The following is a 15,178-nucleotide window of genomic DNA, read 5'->3' on the forward strand; positions in this document are numbered from 1 at the left end:
TCAGTTCTTTTTGCGCTTGCGTGACACCACCGCTTCAATGTTCTTGCGGGCAATCAGCGGGGCCGATGCCGTCAACGGCTTGTCCGCTTCGGGTGCTTGCAGCCATTTGTGCATGATCAGGCAGTCCACCAGGCCCAGGCTACGGTGCCGGTAAGCGCCCGGTACCCGGCCTACCTCGGCAAAACCCAGTTTCTTCCACAAGGCGACCGCCACGGTATTGCTGGCCACCACTGCATTGAACTGCATGGCAAGAAACCCCAGCGCGCGACCGCGCTGCTGCGAATGCGCACACAGCGCGGAAGCCACGCCCTTGCCACGCGCCGCCGGGGCCACCATATAGCCGCAATTGCACACATGGCCACCCGGCCCGGCGGCATTGGGCTTGATGAAATAGCTGCCCAGCACCACGCCGTCTTCTTCGGCCAGCCAGGTTTCCTGTGGCAGTTCACACCACAAGGCACGTGCCTGATCCTCAGTCAGTTGCGGGTCGTAGGCATAGCTTTCCTGCGCCTGGATGATGGCCTGGAAAACAGGCCAGAAAGCGCTAAAGTCCCCTGCCTGCATGGGCCGGATATTCATGTTTGCTCCTTGGCAGCCACAGGCTGCGTCATTTGGCCGGACAACAGACTGGCTCCGCCGATCAGCGCCGCACCCAGCCATTCCTGCAGCCGCATGGCCTCACCGGCCAACAGATAGGCCGAGATGGCAGCGAATACCAGTTCCAGCAGCATCAGGGTCATGGTCTGGTTGGCTGGCAGCAGGCTGACGCCATGCTGGGAGATGATGCTGGTGGCCAGCAAGGTTGCGCCTAACAGGGCCAGAATCAGCGCGGCCATCCACGATACATCCAGCAAGCTGCCCAGTTGCTGCCGGGCACCCAATGCCAGCAAGCCCATCAGCGCCACTCCCACCCAGATGGTGGCGGACTTGACCGGCACCGGCAGGTCGCGTGCCCGCTTGCTCAGCACATTTCCCAGGGCAAAGGTGATGCCGCCGGACAGCGCCAGCCACTCATAACGCTGGCTGAGCAATGCTGCGCCATCCAGCAGGCCGGGACGATACAGGATGATCATGCAACCGGCCAGTGACAGCGCCACCACCAGCCAGCCGCTGCGCGTCAGGCGTTCATGCAGCAGCAGGCGCGAAAAAAAGGCAGACCACAAGGGCGACAGGTAAAACAGCAGCAGCACCCGCATCACCATGCCCTCGGACACCGCCCAGGTGTAGCTGAAATTACACCAGCCAAACAAGAGCGCCAGCAGCGGCAATACCGGATGCCAGCGCAGCTGCTTGCGGTAGACGTCAAAGAACAGCACACCACCGAGCAAGGCAGCCAGCAGGTAAACCAGCAGCGAGGTATGCGCCGTGCTGATGCCCTGCTGGCTCAGCACGCGAAACGGGTACCACATCAGGCCCCAGACCAGCGCGGTAGTGACAACGGCAACAATGGCAAGAAGCTTTTGTTTTACAAGAGGCATCACGATTTCTTAAGATGGGCGATTCTGCGGCACTGCCATGCAGTCCGCCAAACCGGATCAGCGGCGGCCGACACCCCGGCCAGCCCCCACTGCAACAGAGAGAACCAAGCGTGAATCCCCACCTGGAAAGCCTGCAACCCTATCCCTTCCAGCGTTTGCGTCAGCTGATGGCTGGTGCGGTCCCGGCTGACAAGCCGCACATCAACCTGTCCATCGGCGAGCCCAAGCACCCGACACCAGAGGTCATCAAGCAAGCGCTGGTCGCATCGCTGGGCGGCCTGTCGGTTTACCCGGCCACGCTGGGCAGTGTGGAGCTGCGCCAGTCGTGTGCCGACTGGATGCAACGCCGCTACGGCCTGCAACTGGATGCAGAGAAGGAAGTACTGCCGGTCAATGGCAGCCGCGAAGCCCTGTTCGCTTTTGTGCAGACGGTGGTCAACAGCCAGCAGGCTGAAAAACCGGTGGTGATTTCACCCAATCCGTTTTACCAGATTTACGAAGGCGCGGCACTACTGGCAGGCGCGGAACCCTTCTATGTCAACTGTACCGCCAGCACGGGCTTTCAGCCCGACTGGGCCAGCGTACCGGAAAGCGTATGGGCGCGTACCCAGCTGGTTTTCGTATGCAGCCCGGGCAATCCCACCGGCGCGGTGATGTCGCTGGACGACTGGAAAAACCTGTTCGCGCTGTCCGACCGCTACGGCTTTGTGATTGCCAGCGACGAGTGCTATTCGGAAATCCACTTCGGCCAGCCGCCGCTGGGCGGACTGGAAGCTGCCAGCAAGCTGGGCCGTGGCTTTGAACGACTGGTGATGTTCACCAGCCTGTCCAAGCGCTCCAATGCACCGGGCATGCGCTCCGGCTTTGTTGCCGGCGACGCCGCCCTGCTGGCCAGCTTCATGCTGTACCGTACCTATCAGGGTGGCGCGATGAGCCCCACCATCCAGGCGGCCAGCGTGGCGGCCTGGAACGACGAAGCGCATGTAGAAGAAAACCGCGCCGCGTATATTGCCAAGTTCCAGGCCGTCACCCCCATGCTGGCTGAGGTGCTGGAGGTCAGCCTGCCGGATGCCAGCTTCTACCTGTGGGCCAGGGTACCCGGTGGCGATGACACTGCCTTTGCCCGTGCCCTGTTCGAGCAGGAACACATTACCGTGCTGCCTGGCTCCTTCCTGGCACGTACCGCCCATGGCGTGAACCCGGGTAGCGGCTATATCCGTATCGCTCTGGTCGCGACACTGGCAGAATGTCAGGCAGCCGCCGAACGCATCGTGCGTTTCGTCAAGACAACAACCATATAAACGACATCCACCAGCTATGACTGTTTCCATTCACATTGCCCAAGGACTCCATCACATGCATCCGATTCAAGCCCTGATCGAAGAAGCCTTCGAAAAACGTGCCGACATCACCCCGGCAACTGTTTCCGCCGAACTGAAGGCCGCCATTGGCCAGGTCATCACCGAGCTGGACAACGGCCGCCTGCGCGTGGCCGAAAAAGTGGACGGCGACTGGGTGGTCAACCAGTGGGTGAAAAAAGCCGTGCTGCTGTCCTTCCGTATCCGCGACAACGTGGTGCAGGACGATGGCGTGAGCCGCTACTTCGACAAGGTGGACACCAAGTTCCACGACTGGAGCGAAGCTCACTTCAAGGAAGCCGGTTTCCGCGTGGTGCCGGGCGCCGTGGCGCGCAAGGGCAGCTTCATTGCCAAGAACACCGTGCTGATGCCGTCCTATGTCAACATCGGCGCCTATGTGGATGAAGGCACCATGGTGGACACCTGGGCCACCGTCGGCTCCTGCGCCCAGATCGGCAAGAACGTGCACCTGTCCGGCGGCGTCGGCATTGGCGGCGTGCTGGAACCGCTGCAGGCCGGCCCCACCATCATTGAAGACAACTGCTTCATCGGCGCGCGCTCGGAAGTGGTGGAAGGCGTGATTGTAGGCGAAGGCTCGGTCATCTCCATGGGTGTTTACATCGGCCAGTCCACCAAGATCTACGACCGCGAAACCGGCGAAGTAAGCTACGGTCGCATTCCGCCGGGCTCGGTGGTGGTATCGGGCAACCTGCCGTCCAAGGATGGCAGCCACAGCCTGTACTGCGCCGTCATCGTCAAGAAAGTGGATGCGCAAACCCGTAGCAAAACCAGCATCAACGACCTGCTGCGCGGCGTATAACACACCATTGTCGTCTTGCTGACGGCAACATGGTGCAGGAACTGACCCGGCCTGGCCGGGTCTTTGTCTTTTGTTCCTGCCATGTTCAAGGGTGAACACGGCGTATCTGCCCCTGCAGTGCGCCACGACCGGGCACAAGCAATCCCTGTCTTGTTTCACTTCCTGCCCTGGGCCGACAGGCAGCATCGTTACATGTTGAAACCATGTTCATTTGGCGAGCAGCAGACAAGTCGATAAAATCCTGTTGTCTTGAACCCTGTAAAACCGTGACGCCAATCACGTTTTTCATCCGGAAAATCCGTGTCTTCAGACCATTTCATCGAATTCAGGAATGTCAGCTTCGCCTATGGTGAACGCCCCATCCTGAAAAACATCAGCCTGACCATCCCGCGTGGCAAGCTGGTTGCCATCATGGGTGGCAGCGGCAGTGGCAAGACCACCATGCTGCGGCTGATTGCCGGCCAGATCCGCCCCAGCGCCGGCCAGGTGCTGGTAGATGGCCGTGATGTCGCCGCCATGAACCATGCCGAACTGTTCGAGCACCGCCGCCGCATGGGCATGCTGTTCCAGTTTGGCGCGCTGTTCACCGACCTCTCGGTCGGGGACAACGTCGCCTTCCCCATCCGCGAACACACCCGCCTGCCAGAAAGCATGATTCATGATCTGGTGATCATGAAGCTGGCCGCCGTGGGCCTGCGTGGCACCCAGGCCTTGATGCCTGCCGAGTTGTCCGGCGGCATGGCCCGTCGCGTGGCACTGGCGCGTGCCATTGCGCTGGACCCGCAACTGATGCTGTATGACGAACCGTTTACCGGACTGGACCCGATCTCGCTGGGCGTGATTGCCCATCTGATCAAGAAACTGAACGATGCCCTGGGCACCACCTCCATCATGGTGACCCACGATGTGCACAAATCGCTGGATATCGTCGATTACGTCTACTTTGTTTCCAATGGTGAAATTGTGGCCGATGGCACACCGGAAGACATCCGCAGCTCGCCCTCGCCCTGGGTACACCAGTTCATGTGGGGCGAAGCCGACGGCCCAGTCCATTTTGCCTACCCTGCCAGCACCTCCCTGCAGCAGGATCTGGGCCTGAAAGGAAGCCAGCATGACTGAACTGCTGCTGTCACCGCTGCGTCGACTGGGTCACAGCACCATCAATGCCATCTGGCGGCTGGGTTTCATCACCCGCTTCCTGCTGGCCATCTTGCGTTATTCGGGCCAAAGCCTGCTGCGCTTCAACCTCACCATCCGCGAAATCTATTTCGCCGGCGTGATGTCCGTCATCATCGTGGTGGTGTCAGGCCTGTTCGTCGGCATGGTGCTGGGCCTGCAGGGCTACAACACGCTGTCGCGCTTCGGTTCTGCCGATGCACTGGGTGCACTGGTGGCCCTGTCGCTATTGCGCGAACTGGGCCCGGTACTGGCTGCCTTGCTGTTCTCCAGCCGCGCCGGCAGTGCCATGACGGCGGAAATCGGCCTGATGAAAGCCACCGAGCAACTGGATGCCATGAGCGTAATGGCGGTTAACCCCATCGCCCGCGTAGTGGCCCCCCGCTTCTGGGCCGGTGTCATTTCCATGCCCATCCTGGCCGCCATGTTCAATGTGATGGGCATTTTCGGTGGCTATCTGATTGGCGTGGTGATGATAGGCCTGGATTCAGGCACCTTCTGGTCGCAAATGCAGAACAATGTCGACCTGCACTATGACGTGATCAACGGCCTGATCAAGAGCCTGTGTTTTGGCATCGTCGTCACCCTGATTGCCGTTTTCGAAGGTTACGATGCCACGCCCACGGCGGCTGGCGTCTCCGCAGCCACTACCCGCACGGTAGTGACCTCCGCACTGGTTATCCTGGCGGTGGACTTCGTCCTCACCGCCTTCATGTTCTAGGAAATAGGGAATGAAACGCTCTACTATTGATTTGTGGGTCGGCCTGTTTGTGGCAATCGGCATTGCCGCCGTGGTGTTCCTGTCGCTGAAAGTGGCCAATCTCACGCCGCAAAGCGCTGATCAGACCTACACCCTGTACGCGGATTTCGACAATATCGGCGGCCTGAAAGTAAAAGCCCCCATCAAGGAAGCCGGGGTCGTGGTGGGCCGCGTGGCAGCCATCCAGCTGGATACCAAGACCTACCGCGCCCGTGTCACCCTGAATCTGGAAAAACAGTACACCTTCAGCCGTGATGCCAGTGCCGAAATCCTGACTGCAGGCCTGCTGGGTGAGCAGTACATCGGCTTGCTGCAAGGCGGCGACCCGGATGAACTGAAACCGGGTGAACATATCACCCTGACTTCTTCCGCCCTGGTGCTGGAACAGCTGATCGGCAAGTTCATGACCAGCTTCACCGGCGGCAACAACAAGAACAGCGCTTCCGCAGCGCAATAAACACAGACCTTGTGCACAACTCATCAAGAATGACCGATACCATGAAAAAACTGATCGCTACCTTCCTTGTCATGCTGGGCCTGAGCGCCCACTCCCTGGCCGCCACCGATAATCCGGTTGAACAGGTTCGTGAAACCTCGCGCCAGATCATGGATGTCCTGAAACAGGAAAACGGCAAGAACACCAAGCAGGTTCGCCAGCAAGTGGAAGCGCTGGCCGTTCCGCAGTTCGACTTCCAGCGCATGACCGCCCTGGCCGTCGGTCTGGGCTGGCGTCAGGCCAGTCCTGCGCAACAAAGTGCACTGGCTCAGCAATTCCAGAACCTGCTGGTCCGCACCTACTCCAGCACCATGACCCGTTTCAAGAACGCACAGATCGACATCCAGCCCAATGCCACCATGGGTAACAGCGGCCGCGAAGCGACCGTGAAATCGTCCGTCAGCCTGCCTGGCAACGACAAGGGCCCGGTTGCCGTTGACTACACCCTGTACAAGACCCCGCAAGGCTGGAAGGTATTCAATGTCAGCGTGGAAGGTGCCAGCCTGGTCACCGTGTACCGCAACCAGTTCAATCAGGAAATCAACAAAAACGGTGTTGATGGCCTGATCAAGATGCTGCAGGACAAGAACGCCGCCATCCCGGCCAGCAAATAAGCAGGAAACATAGCCATGTTTGAGGAAACCACGGCAGGTAACGGCCGCCTGACAGGCAAGCTGGACATGCGCAGCAGCGGCCAGCTTTTGAGCACGCTAACCGCCAGGGTGGCGCGTGGCCCACTGCAGCTGGACCTGTCCGGCATCAGCGAGGCCGACTCCTCTGCGCTGGCCTTGCTGCTGGCATGCAGGCGTGCGGCCCAGCAAGCGGAACAGCCATTGCAGTTGCTCAACTGGCCTGCCCGCCTTTCCGAACTTGTCGACCTGTACGCACTGCGTGGCCTGCTGACCGGGCCACAAGGAGACTGAACCATGACCTGCACGCGCCATGCACTGCGCAGCAGCCTGCTGGTAGCCAGCCTGTTACTGGCCGGCTGCGCCAGCCCCCACCCCAGCACACCGCAAGACCCGTACGAGTCGTTCAACCGCTCCATGTACGCCTTTAATGACAAGGCCGATCGCTGGGTGATCAAACCGGCGGCACAAGGCTACCGTGCCATTACCCCGGGCCCCTTCCGCACGGCAGTGAGCAACTTCTTTGACAACTTCAAGGATGTCTACAGTGCCGCCAACAACCTGCTGCAAGCCGAGCCGGAAAAGGCCGTCAATGACATCATGCGGGTTGCCCTCAACAGCACCTTCGGCTTATTTGGCCTTATTGATATTGCCACTCCGGCCGGCCTGAAAAACAACAAGACTTCACTGGGCGACACCTTTGCGCACTGGGGCTGGAAGAACAGTAATTATCTGGTGCTGCCATTCTTTGGCCCCAGCACGGTACGTGATGGTCTTGGTCTGGGTGTATCGCTGGGCATCAACGGACCGGAACATCTGGTCTATCACAACAGCAACGAAGCCATTGCCTTCTATGGCATGTACGGCGTCAACACCCGTGCCCGCTACCTGGACTTCGACGACAGCCTGGCCACGGCTGCCATCGACCCCTACACCTATATGCGCGATGGCTTCCTGCAACTGCGGGCCAAGCAACTGGGGCTGCCCAATCCTACACAGTCTGACGACGTCAATATTGATGAGCTGGTCAATGCACCATCGGCAGCGTCCGCGCCTGCCGGCGAAGCCGCACCGGCAGCTGTTGACGGCAGCCACCCGGAAGCCTCTGCAGCGGCCCATGCCGCAGCTTCTGCGGCACAATAAGATTCTGCCGTGTGTAAAAGAAAAGCAGCCATCTGGCTGCTTTTTCTTTGTCTCTCTTCTGTTTGATCCATGACAACAAGCCTGTCACCATAAATATTAGACTTTGCTGATCATCATATTTACCGATCATTCTTGCGGAGTACATCATGGAACAAAGCCAACTCTCCCAGCAGGCGCTGGAATACCTCACCCGCTACCTGCGCCACGCAGTTTCCAATGGACAGTACCTGACAGCAGAAATCCTGGAACAAGCCATTGCAGAATACAACGCCGAGCATTCGGACACACCGGCAGCGCTTTTGCACTGAGTCGTTAATTCCATTTTGTGAACCATGCCCGGTCAGCAGCAGCAATCACCACAAAAAAACACCCGGTCACTTGCCAGCTAGCAAAGTGACCGGGTGTTGTCTTTCAATGCCCCGGACGGGAAGCCCAGCGCTTAACTGATGCGCTCGATCTGGGCACCGACAGCACCCAGTTTTTTCTCGATGTACTCATAACCGCGGTCCAGATGGTAGATGCGGTCAACAATGGTCTCGCCCTGGGCCACCAGACCGGCAAGAACCAGACTGGCAGACGCACGCAGGTCGGTTGCCATCACCGTGGCACCAGACAGCTTCTCTACGCCATGCACCACTGCGGTATTGCCTTCCACCTCGATACGCGCACCCATGCGGTTCAGCTCGGGAACATGCATGAAACGGTTTTCGAAGATGGTCTCCGTCACCATGCCGGCACCCTCGGCAATACAGTTCAGCGTCATCAGCTGGGCCTGCATGTCAGTCGGGAACGCCGGGTAAGGCAGGGTACGGAAATTGATGGCTTTGGGACGACGCTTCATGTCCAGCGAGATCCAGTCATCACCCGCTTCTACCACAGCGCCGGCTTCCACCAGCTTGTCCAGCACGGCTTCCATGCTGCGCGGTGCGGCATTGCGCAATACCAGATGACCTTGCGTCATGGCTGCCGCCACCAGGAAAGTCCCCGCCTCGATACGGTCCGGCATGATGGCGTAGTCACAGCCATGCAGCTTTTCCACACCCTCGATCACCAGACGGTTGGTGCCGATACCGCTGATGCGTGCACCCATGGCCACCAGGCAATTGGCCAGGTCGGTTACTTCCGGCTCACGCGCAGCGTTTTCCAGAATGGTGGTGCCATCAGCCAGCGCAGCGGCCATCAACAGGTTTTCCGTACCGCCCACGGTCACCACATCCATCACGATGTGGGCACCGCGCAGGCGCTTGGCTTTGGCCTTCACATAACCGTGCTCGATCACCACCTCGGCACCCATGGCGACCAGGCCCTTGATGTGCTGATCCACCGGGCGGCTGCCAATGGCACAGCCACCGGGCAGCGAAACAGTGGCCTCGCCAAAGCGCGCCAGGGTCGGGCCGAGCACCAGAATGGAGGCTCGCATGGTCTTGACCAGATCATACGGTGCCACCAGGCTGTCCAGATGGTCGGCGGTGATTTCCATTTCATGCACATTGTCGGTCATCACCCGCACACCCATGCCTTGCAGCAATTTCTGGGTGGTGGAAATGTCGCGCAGCATGGGCACGTTGGTAAAGCGCATGGTGTCGGCGGTCAGCAAGCTGGTGCACAGAATCGGCAATGCAGCGTTCTTGGCACCAGATACGCGGATCTCACCATTCAGCGGACCATTGCCGCGAATTTTCAATTTATCCATGTAGGAATCAGCCTTGGAGTTTTTCCCATTCGTCCGGCGTAGCAGCCTTGACGATGGAAAGGGCGTGGATTTCGTTGCTGGCCAGACGGGTGGCAATCACCTCCTTGACCAGACGGTGGCGGTCAATCAGACGCTTGCCGGCGAAAGCCGGCGACACCACGGTGGCGTAAAAGTGATGACCATCGCCCTCCACCTCCAGGTGGGAGCATTGAAGACCAGCAGCAATATATTGTTTGACCTGTTCGGCAGAAATCATGTGTACATCCTGAAAGAGGATCCTAATGGCGCAGCTTGTAACCTGACTTGATCAGCCACAAAGCCAGCCCGGAAAGCAAAATAAAACTGCCACCCACCACGCTCAACGACAGCCACGGACTGACGTCAGCCTGGCCAAAGAAGCCGTAGCGAAACCCGTCGATCATGAAGAACACCGGATTGACATGCGATACGACATACCAGAATGGCGGCAAACTGTTGATGGAATAGAACACGCCAGACAAGAAAGTCAGCGGCATGATCAAAAAGTTCTGAAATGCAGCCAGTTGATCGAATTTTTCTGCCCAGATACCGGCAATTACGCCCAAGGTGCCCAGCACCCCGCAGCCCAGAATGGCAAACGACAGCACCCACAAGGGATGACTGGGCAAGGGCAGGCCGAACCAGGCCGTCACCAGCAGCACGCCAGCCCCGACCACCACACCCCGCACAATGGAGGCCAGCAGGTAAGCGCCAAAGAACTCCAGGGCAGTCAGCGGCGGCAGCAGCAGGAAAACAATATTCCCGGTGATCTTGGACTGGATCAGGCTGGACGAACTGTTGGCAAAGGCATTTTGCGCCATCGACATCATGGCAAGGCCAGGAATCAGGAAGGCGGTGTAGCTGACGCCAGGGTAGGCCTCAACGTGACGTGACAATACATGGGAAAAAATCAGCTGGTACATCAAGGCTGTCAGTACCGGGGCGGCCACGGTCTGGAATGCAACCTTCCAGAACCGCACCAGCTCCTTGCGGAACAAGGTCAAAAATCCCTGCATCAGACCTGTCCTCCGTGCATCATGTTGACAAAAACCGACTCCAGATCCACCTCGATCACATTCAGCTCGCGCACAGCCACACCGGCCTCGCGCAAGGCAGCCAGCACATGCTCCAGCTGCGCAATATCAGCCAGCTTCAGCACAATCCGGCCATCCTCCTCACGCACCTTGCGTGGCAGCAGACTATCCGGCAATGGACCGCCCAGCTTGAGAGCAATCTCGCGCTCCTTGCCATGCTGCAGCAGCTTGTCCTTGCTCTCCAATGCCACCAGCTTGCCACGCTTGAGCATGGCAATCCGATTGCACAAGGCTTCCGCCTCTTCAAGGTAATGTGTGGTCAACACAATGGTATGGCCGGCTTCATTCAGCTCTTTGACAAATGACCACAGGCTCTGGCGCAGCTCGACATCGACACCGGCAGTAGGCTCGTCCAGCACCATCACCGGAGGACGATGTACCAAGGCCTGCGCCACCATGACACGTCGCTTCATCCCGCCAGACAAAGCCCGCAAATTGACATTGGCCTTATCGGCCAGCCCCAGCTTGCTGAGCAGCTCGTCAATCCAGTCATCGTTACGTGTCAGACCAAAGTAGCCCGATTGAAAACGCAAGGTCTCTCTCACCGAGAGAAAGGGGTCAAACACCAACTCCTGCGGAACCACGCCAAGACTCATGCGTGCAGCACGAAAATCACGGATCACATCATGTCCCATGATCCGGATGCTGCCACTATCCGGACGCGACAATCCTGCCATGGCAGAAATCAGCGTTGTTTTGCCCGCCCCGTTAGGACCAAGCAAGGCAAAAAACTCGCCGGGTTCAACCGTGATACTGACATCATCCAGGGCCTGCAAAGCACCATAGCGCTTACTCACCGCTTTAATTTCGATCGCCGAGGCCATGACTTATCAAATGCTTTGAAAAAAGAGTGCGATTATACCGCCGACGCGGCATGGCAGGGAATCGCCGCCAGTGGTACACACTGTTGCACCAGGTTTTACAGTGCTAACTGTCTGGGCCAGTCAGGTAATCAACAGTGATCTGCCATTTCGCCCGCACTCAAAATGGCTCTGCAGCAGCATTCCACGCGCTGGATCCATACTGACCCAGTAATTTGCATGGCCGGGGAGGAAGGAGGGCCGGAACAGTCCATGTTGCAATTTATGCACACTACGCGATCAGGGACACAATACGAAACTCAAAGCTGCCACACAGCCACGAGGCATGGCTTGTTACCGCCGCCCAAAAGCACAAAGCCCAGCTCGTTTGAGCTGGGCTTCGAATGGGGAGTCTGGCAGTGTCCTACTTTCACATGGCGAATGCCACACTATCATCGGCGCTAAGGCGTTTCACGGTCCTGTTCGGGATGGGAAGGCGTGGGACCACCTCGCTATGGCCACCAGACATAAACTGTCAACAAACTCGAAGAAGCTTTGTCATCCAGACATCGTCTGAATCACTGAATTAATTAGATTGGGTCTTTGATCGCGTCGCACATTCACTATCCATTCGGCCTCGGTTTCCCAAGCCACTCAAATGATAGGATCAAGCCTCACGAGCAATTAGTATCGGTTAGCTTAACGCCTCACAGCGCTTCCACACCCGACCTATCAACGTCCTGGTCTCGAACGACTCTTCAGGAGGGTCTAGCCCTCAGGGAAGTCTCATCTTCAGGCGAGTTTCGCGCTTAGATGCTTTCAGCGCTTATCTCTTCCGAACTTAGCTACCCGGCAATGCCACTGGCGTGACAACCGGTACACCAGAGGTTCGTCCACTCCGGTCCTCTCGTACTAGGAGCAGCCCCCGTCAAACTTCCAACGCCCACTGCAGATAGGGACCAAACTGTCTCACGACGTTTTGAACCCAGCTCACGTACCACTTTAAATGGCGAACAGCCATACCCTTGGGACCGGCTACAGCCCCAGGATGTGATGAGCCGACATCGAGGTGCCAAACACCGCCGTCGATGTGAACTCTTGGGCGGTATCAGCCTGTTATCCCCGGAGTACCTTTTATCCGTTGAGCGATGGCCCTTCCATTCAGAACCACCGGATCACTATGTCCTGCTTTCGCACCTGCTCGACTTGTCGGTCTCGCAGTTAAGCTACCTTTTGCCATTGCACTATCAGCACGATTTCCGACCGTACCTAGGTAACCTTCGAACTCCTCCGTTACACTTTGGGAGGAGACCGCCCCAGTCAAACTGCCTACCATGCACTGTCCCCGATCCGGATAACGGACCAAGGTTAGAACCTCAAAGGGGTCAGGGTGGTATTTCAAGGTCGGCTCCACAGGAACTAGCGTCCCTGCTTCAAAGCCTCCCACCTATCCTACACAAACCACTTCAAAGTCCAATGCAAAGCTACAGTAAAGGTTCACGGGGTCTTTCCGTCTAGCAGCGGGGAGATTGCATCTTCACAAACACTTCAACTTCGCTGAGTCTCAGGAGGAGACAGTGTGGCCATCGTTACGCCATTCGTGCGGGTCGGAACTTACCCGACAAGGAATTTCGCTACCTTAGGACCGTTATAGTTACGGCCGCCGTTTACTGGGGCTTCGATCAAGAGCTTGCACCCCATCACTTAACCTTCCAGCACCGGGCAGGCGTCACACCGTATACGTCCACTTTCGTGTTGGCACAGTGCTGTGTTTTTGATAAACAGTCGCAGCCACCGATTCTCTGCGACCTGTCGTAGCTCCCACCGCAGGGTGTTCACCACAACAGGCATACCTTCTCCCGAAGTTACGGTATCAATTTGCCGAGTTCCTTCTCCTGAGTTCTCTCAAGCGCCTTAGAATTCTCATCCTGCCCACCTGTGTCGGTTTGCGGTACGGTTCTTGTGTAGCTGAAGCTTAGTGGCTTTTCCTGGAAGCGTGGTATCAGTCACTTCAGGTCCGTAGACCCTCGTTATCACTTCTCGGCGTTAAAGAAGGGCGGATTTGCCTACCCTTCACGCCTACCGGCTTGAACGACCTATTCCAACAGGCCGCTGACCTAACCTTCTCCGTCCCCACATCGCACTACACAAAAGTACGGGAATTTTAACCCGTTTCCCATCGACTACGCTTTTCAGCCTCGCCTTAGGGGCCGACTCACCCTACGCCGATGAACGTTGCGTAGGAAACCTTGGGCTTTCGGCGAGCGGGCTTTTCACCCGCTTTATCGCTACTCATGTCAGCATTCGCACTTCTGATATCTCCAGCATCCCTTACGAGACACCTTCACAGACCTACAGAACGCTCCCCTACCATCTGCACTTACGTGCAAATCCGCAGCTTCGGTTATCAGTTTGAGCCCCGTTACATCTTCCGCGCAGGACGACTCGACCAGTGAGCTATTACGCTTTCTTTAAATGATGGCTGCTTCTAAGCCAACATCCTGGCTGTCTGGGCCTTCCCACTTCGTTTACCACTTAACTGATCATTTGGGACCTTAGCTGGCGGTCTGGGTTGTTTCCCTCTTGACGATGGACGTTAGCACCCACCGTCTGTCTCCCATGCTCGCACTTTCCGGTATTCAGAGTTTGCCATGGTTTGGTAAATCGCAATGACCCCCTAGCCATAACAGTGCTTTACCCCCGGAAGTGATACATGAGGCACTACCTAAATAGTTTTCGGGGAGAACCAGCTATCTCCGAGTTTGTTTAGCCTTTCACCCCTATCCACAGCTCATCCCCTAGTTTTGCAACACTAGTGGGTTCGGACCTCCAGTGCGTGTTACCGCACCTTCATCCTGGCCATGGATAGATCACTCGGTTTCGGGTCTACGCCCAGCAACTAAGACGCCCTGTTCGGACTCGGTTTCCCTACGCCTCCCCTATGCGGTTAAGCTTGCTACTGAACGTAAGTCGCTGACCCATTATACAAAAGGTACGCAGTCACCCCTTGCGAGGCTCCCACTGTTTGTATGCATCCGGTTTCAGGTTCTATTTCACTCCCCTCCCGGGGTTCTTTTCGCCTTTCCCTCACGGTACTGGTTCACTATCGGTCGATCACGAGTATTTAGCCTTGGAGGATGGTCCCCCCATCTTCAGACAGGATTTCGCGTGTCCCGCCCTACTTTTCGTATGCTCAGTACCAAGAATGAAATTTCGTGTACGGGGCTATCACCCACTATGGCGGACATTTCCAGGTCCTTCCACTATCTCAATCTCTATCACATACAGGCTATTCCGCGTTCGCTCGCCACTACTGACGGAATCTCGGTTGATTTCTTTTCCTCGAGTTACTTAGATGTTTCAGTTCACTCGGTTCGCTTCCACGTACCTATGTATTCAGTACGGGATACCCTTGCGGGTGGGTTTCCCCATTCGGATATCGCGGGATCAAAGCTCTATTGCCAGCTCCCCCGCGCTTTTCGCAGGCTTACACGTCCTTCATCGCCTGTGATCGCCAAGGCATCCACCAGATGCACTTAGTCGCTTGACCCTATCATTTCAGTAACCTGAGTTACCAATCCGACAGGATTGTGTTTGTGCGACATGTCACACCGCCCCTTTTGGTATGGCGACATGACATTAGATACAATCAAATTCCCAAGATGACGATTTGTCCCACTTGCAGAATTAACTGCAGGTGTTTCATCTCGCCG

15 protein-coding genes and 2 rRNA genes are annotated in these 15,178 nt (G+C 57.4%); 9 read left to right on the plus strand and 8 right to left on the minus strand.

The annotated features are described in order from the left end of the window. Nucleotides 1-579 (minus strand): GNAT family N-acetyltransferase, encoded by a 579-nt coding sequence (locus DKK66_RS05090; protein WP_045848759.1) that lies wholly within the window; start codon nt 577-579, stop codon nt 1-3. Beyond that, entirely contained in the window at nt 576-1,478 is a 903-nt protein-coding gene (locus DKK66_RS05095) for a DMT family transporter (protein WP_131356030.1), read from the minus strand. Before DKK66_RS05095 ends, DKK66_RS05090 begins: the two co-directional genes overlap by 4 nt. Nucleotides 1,479-1,588: 110 nt before the next feature. Here DKK66_RS05095 and dapC point away from each other — a divergent pair, with 110 nt between their 5' ends. The 9 genes from dapC to DKK66_RS20125 all read left to right on the plus strand — a co-directional run bounded on the left by dapC (nt 1,589) and on the right by DKK66_RS20125 (nt 8,168). Beyond that, nucleotides 1,589-2,779 (plus strand): succinyldiaminopimelate transaminase, encoded by a 1,191-nt coding sequence (dapC, locus tag DKK66_RS05100; RefSeq protein WP_131356033.1) that lies wholly within the window; start codon nt 1,589-1,591, stop codon nt 2,777-2,779. A 55-nt stretch (nt 2,780-2,834) separates the two neighbouring features. Then, entirely contained in the window at nt 2,835-3,656 is an 822-nt protein-coding gene (gene dapD / locus DKK66_RS05105) for a 2,3,4,5-tetrahydropyridine-2,6-dicarboxylate N-succinyltransferase (protein WP_062790934.1), read from the plus strand. A 300-nt stretch (nt 3,657-3,956) separates the two neighbouring features. After that, on the plus strand, nt 3,957-4,775 hold the full coding sequence (locus DKK66_RS05110) for an ABC transporter ATP-binding protein (RefSeq protein WP_045848755.1): 819 nt from the start codon (nt 3,957-3,959) through the stop codon (nt 4,773-4,775). Beyond that, nucleotides 4,768-5,553, plus strand: coding sequence for a lipid asymmetry maintenance ABC transporter permease subunit MlaE (gene mlaE / locus DKK66_RS05115; RefSeq protein ID WP_045848754.1), 786 nt, complete (start codon nt 4,768-4,770; stop codon nt 5,551-5,553). Before DKK66_RS05110 ends, mlaE begins: the two co-directional genes overlap by 8 nt. 10 nt (nt 5,554-5,563) lie before the next feature. Next, complete coding sequence (gene mlaD / locus DKK66_RS05120) at nt 5,564-6,049, plus strand: outer membrane lipid asymmetry maintenance protein MlaD (protein WP_062790930.1); 486 nt, start codon at nt 5,564-5,566, stop codon at nt 6,047-6,049. A 41-nt stretch (nt 6,050-6,090) separates the two neighbouring features. Beyond that, entirely contained in the window at nt 6,091-6,702 is a 612-nt protein-coding gene (locus DKK66_RS05125; protein ID WP_045848770.1) for a phospholipid-binding protein MlaC, read from the plus strand. 15 nt (nt 6,703-6,717) lie between these two features. Next, on the plus strand, nt 6,718-7,011 hold the full coding sequence (locus DKK66_RS05130) for a lipid asymmetry maintenance protein MlaB (protein ID WP_052694353.1): 294 nt from the start codon (nt 6,718-6,720) through the stop codon (nt 7,009-7,011). 3 nt (nt 7,012-7,014) lie between these two features. Continuing rightward, the gene (locus DKK66_RS05135; protein WP_131356036.1) at nt 7,015-7,860 is read left to right on the plus strand and encodes a VacJ family lipoprotein; all 846 of its coding nucleotides are present in this window, start codon (nt 7,015-7,017) and stop codon (nt 7,858-7,860) included. 146 nt (nt 7,861-8,006) lie between these two features. Next, nucleotides 8,007-8,168 carry an iron-containing alcohol dehydrogenase gene (locus tag DKK66_RS20125; RefSeq protein WP_165494105.1) on the plus strand — a complete coding sequence of 54 codons (162 nt, stop codon included), beginning with the start codon at nt 8,007-8,009 and terminating at the stop codon, nt 8,166-8,168. Between the two features lie 131 nt (nt 8,169-8,299). On the opposite strand, the gene murA is transcribed toward DKK66_RS20125, so the two are convergent. From murA to DKK66_RS05165, 6 genes are all read right to left on the minus strand, one after another. Next, nucleotides 8,300-9,553 (minus strand): UDP-N-acetylglucosamine 1-carboxyvinyltransferase, encoded by a 1,254-nt coding sequence (gene murA / locus DKK66_RS05140; protein WP_045848752.1) that lies wholly within the window; start codon nt 9,551-9,553, stop codon nt 8,300-8,302. Nucleotides 9,554-9,560: 7 nt separating this feature from the next. Further along, entirely contained in the window at nt 9,561-9,809 is a 249-nt protein-coding gene (locus tag DKK66_RS05145) for a BolA family protein (RefSeq protein WP_062790924.1), read from the minus strand. A 22-nt stretch (nt 9,810-9,831) separates the two neighbouring features. Next, nucleotides 9,832-10,587, minus strand: a complete 756-nt coding sequence (locus DKK66_RS05150; RefSeq protein WP_045848750.1) for an ABC transporter permease — start codon at nt 10,585-10,587, stop codon at nt 9,832-9,834. Further along, nucleotides 10,587-11,489 carry an ABC transporter ATP-binding protein gene (locus DKK66_RS05155; protein ID WP_131356042.1) on the minus strand — a complete coding sequence of 301 codons (903 nt, stop codon included), beginning with the start codon at nt 11,487-11,489 and terminating at the stop codon, nt 10,587-10,589. Before DKK66_RS05155 ends, DKK66_RS05150 begins: the two co-directional genes overlap by 1 nt. Before the next feature lie 387 nt (nt 11,490-11,876). Further along, nucleotides 11,877-11,991: ribosomal RNA gene (gene rrf / locus DKK66_RS05160) — 5S ribosomal RNA — on the minus strand. Nucleotides 11,992-12,128: 137 nt separating this feature from the next. Beyond that, a 23S ribosomal RNA gene (locus tag DKK66_RS05165) occupies nt 12,129-15,015 on the minus strand. Nucleotides 15,016-15,178: the final 163 nt, after the last annotated feature.

The sequence above is a fragment of the Aquitalea sp. USM4 genome (genome assembly GCF_004328945.1).
Lineage (GTDB): Bacteria > Pseudomonadota > Gammaproteobacteria > Burkholderiales > Chromobacteriaceae > Aquitalea > Aquitalea pelogenes.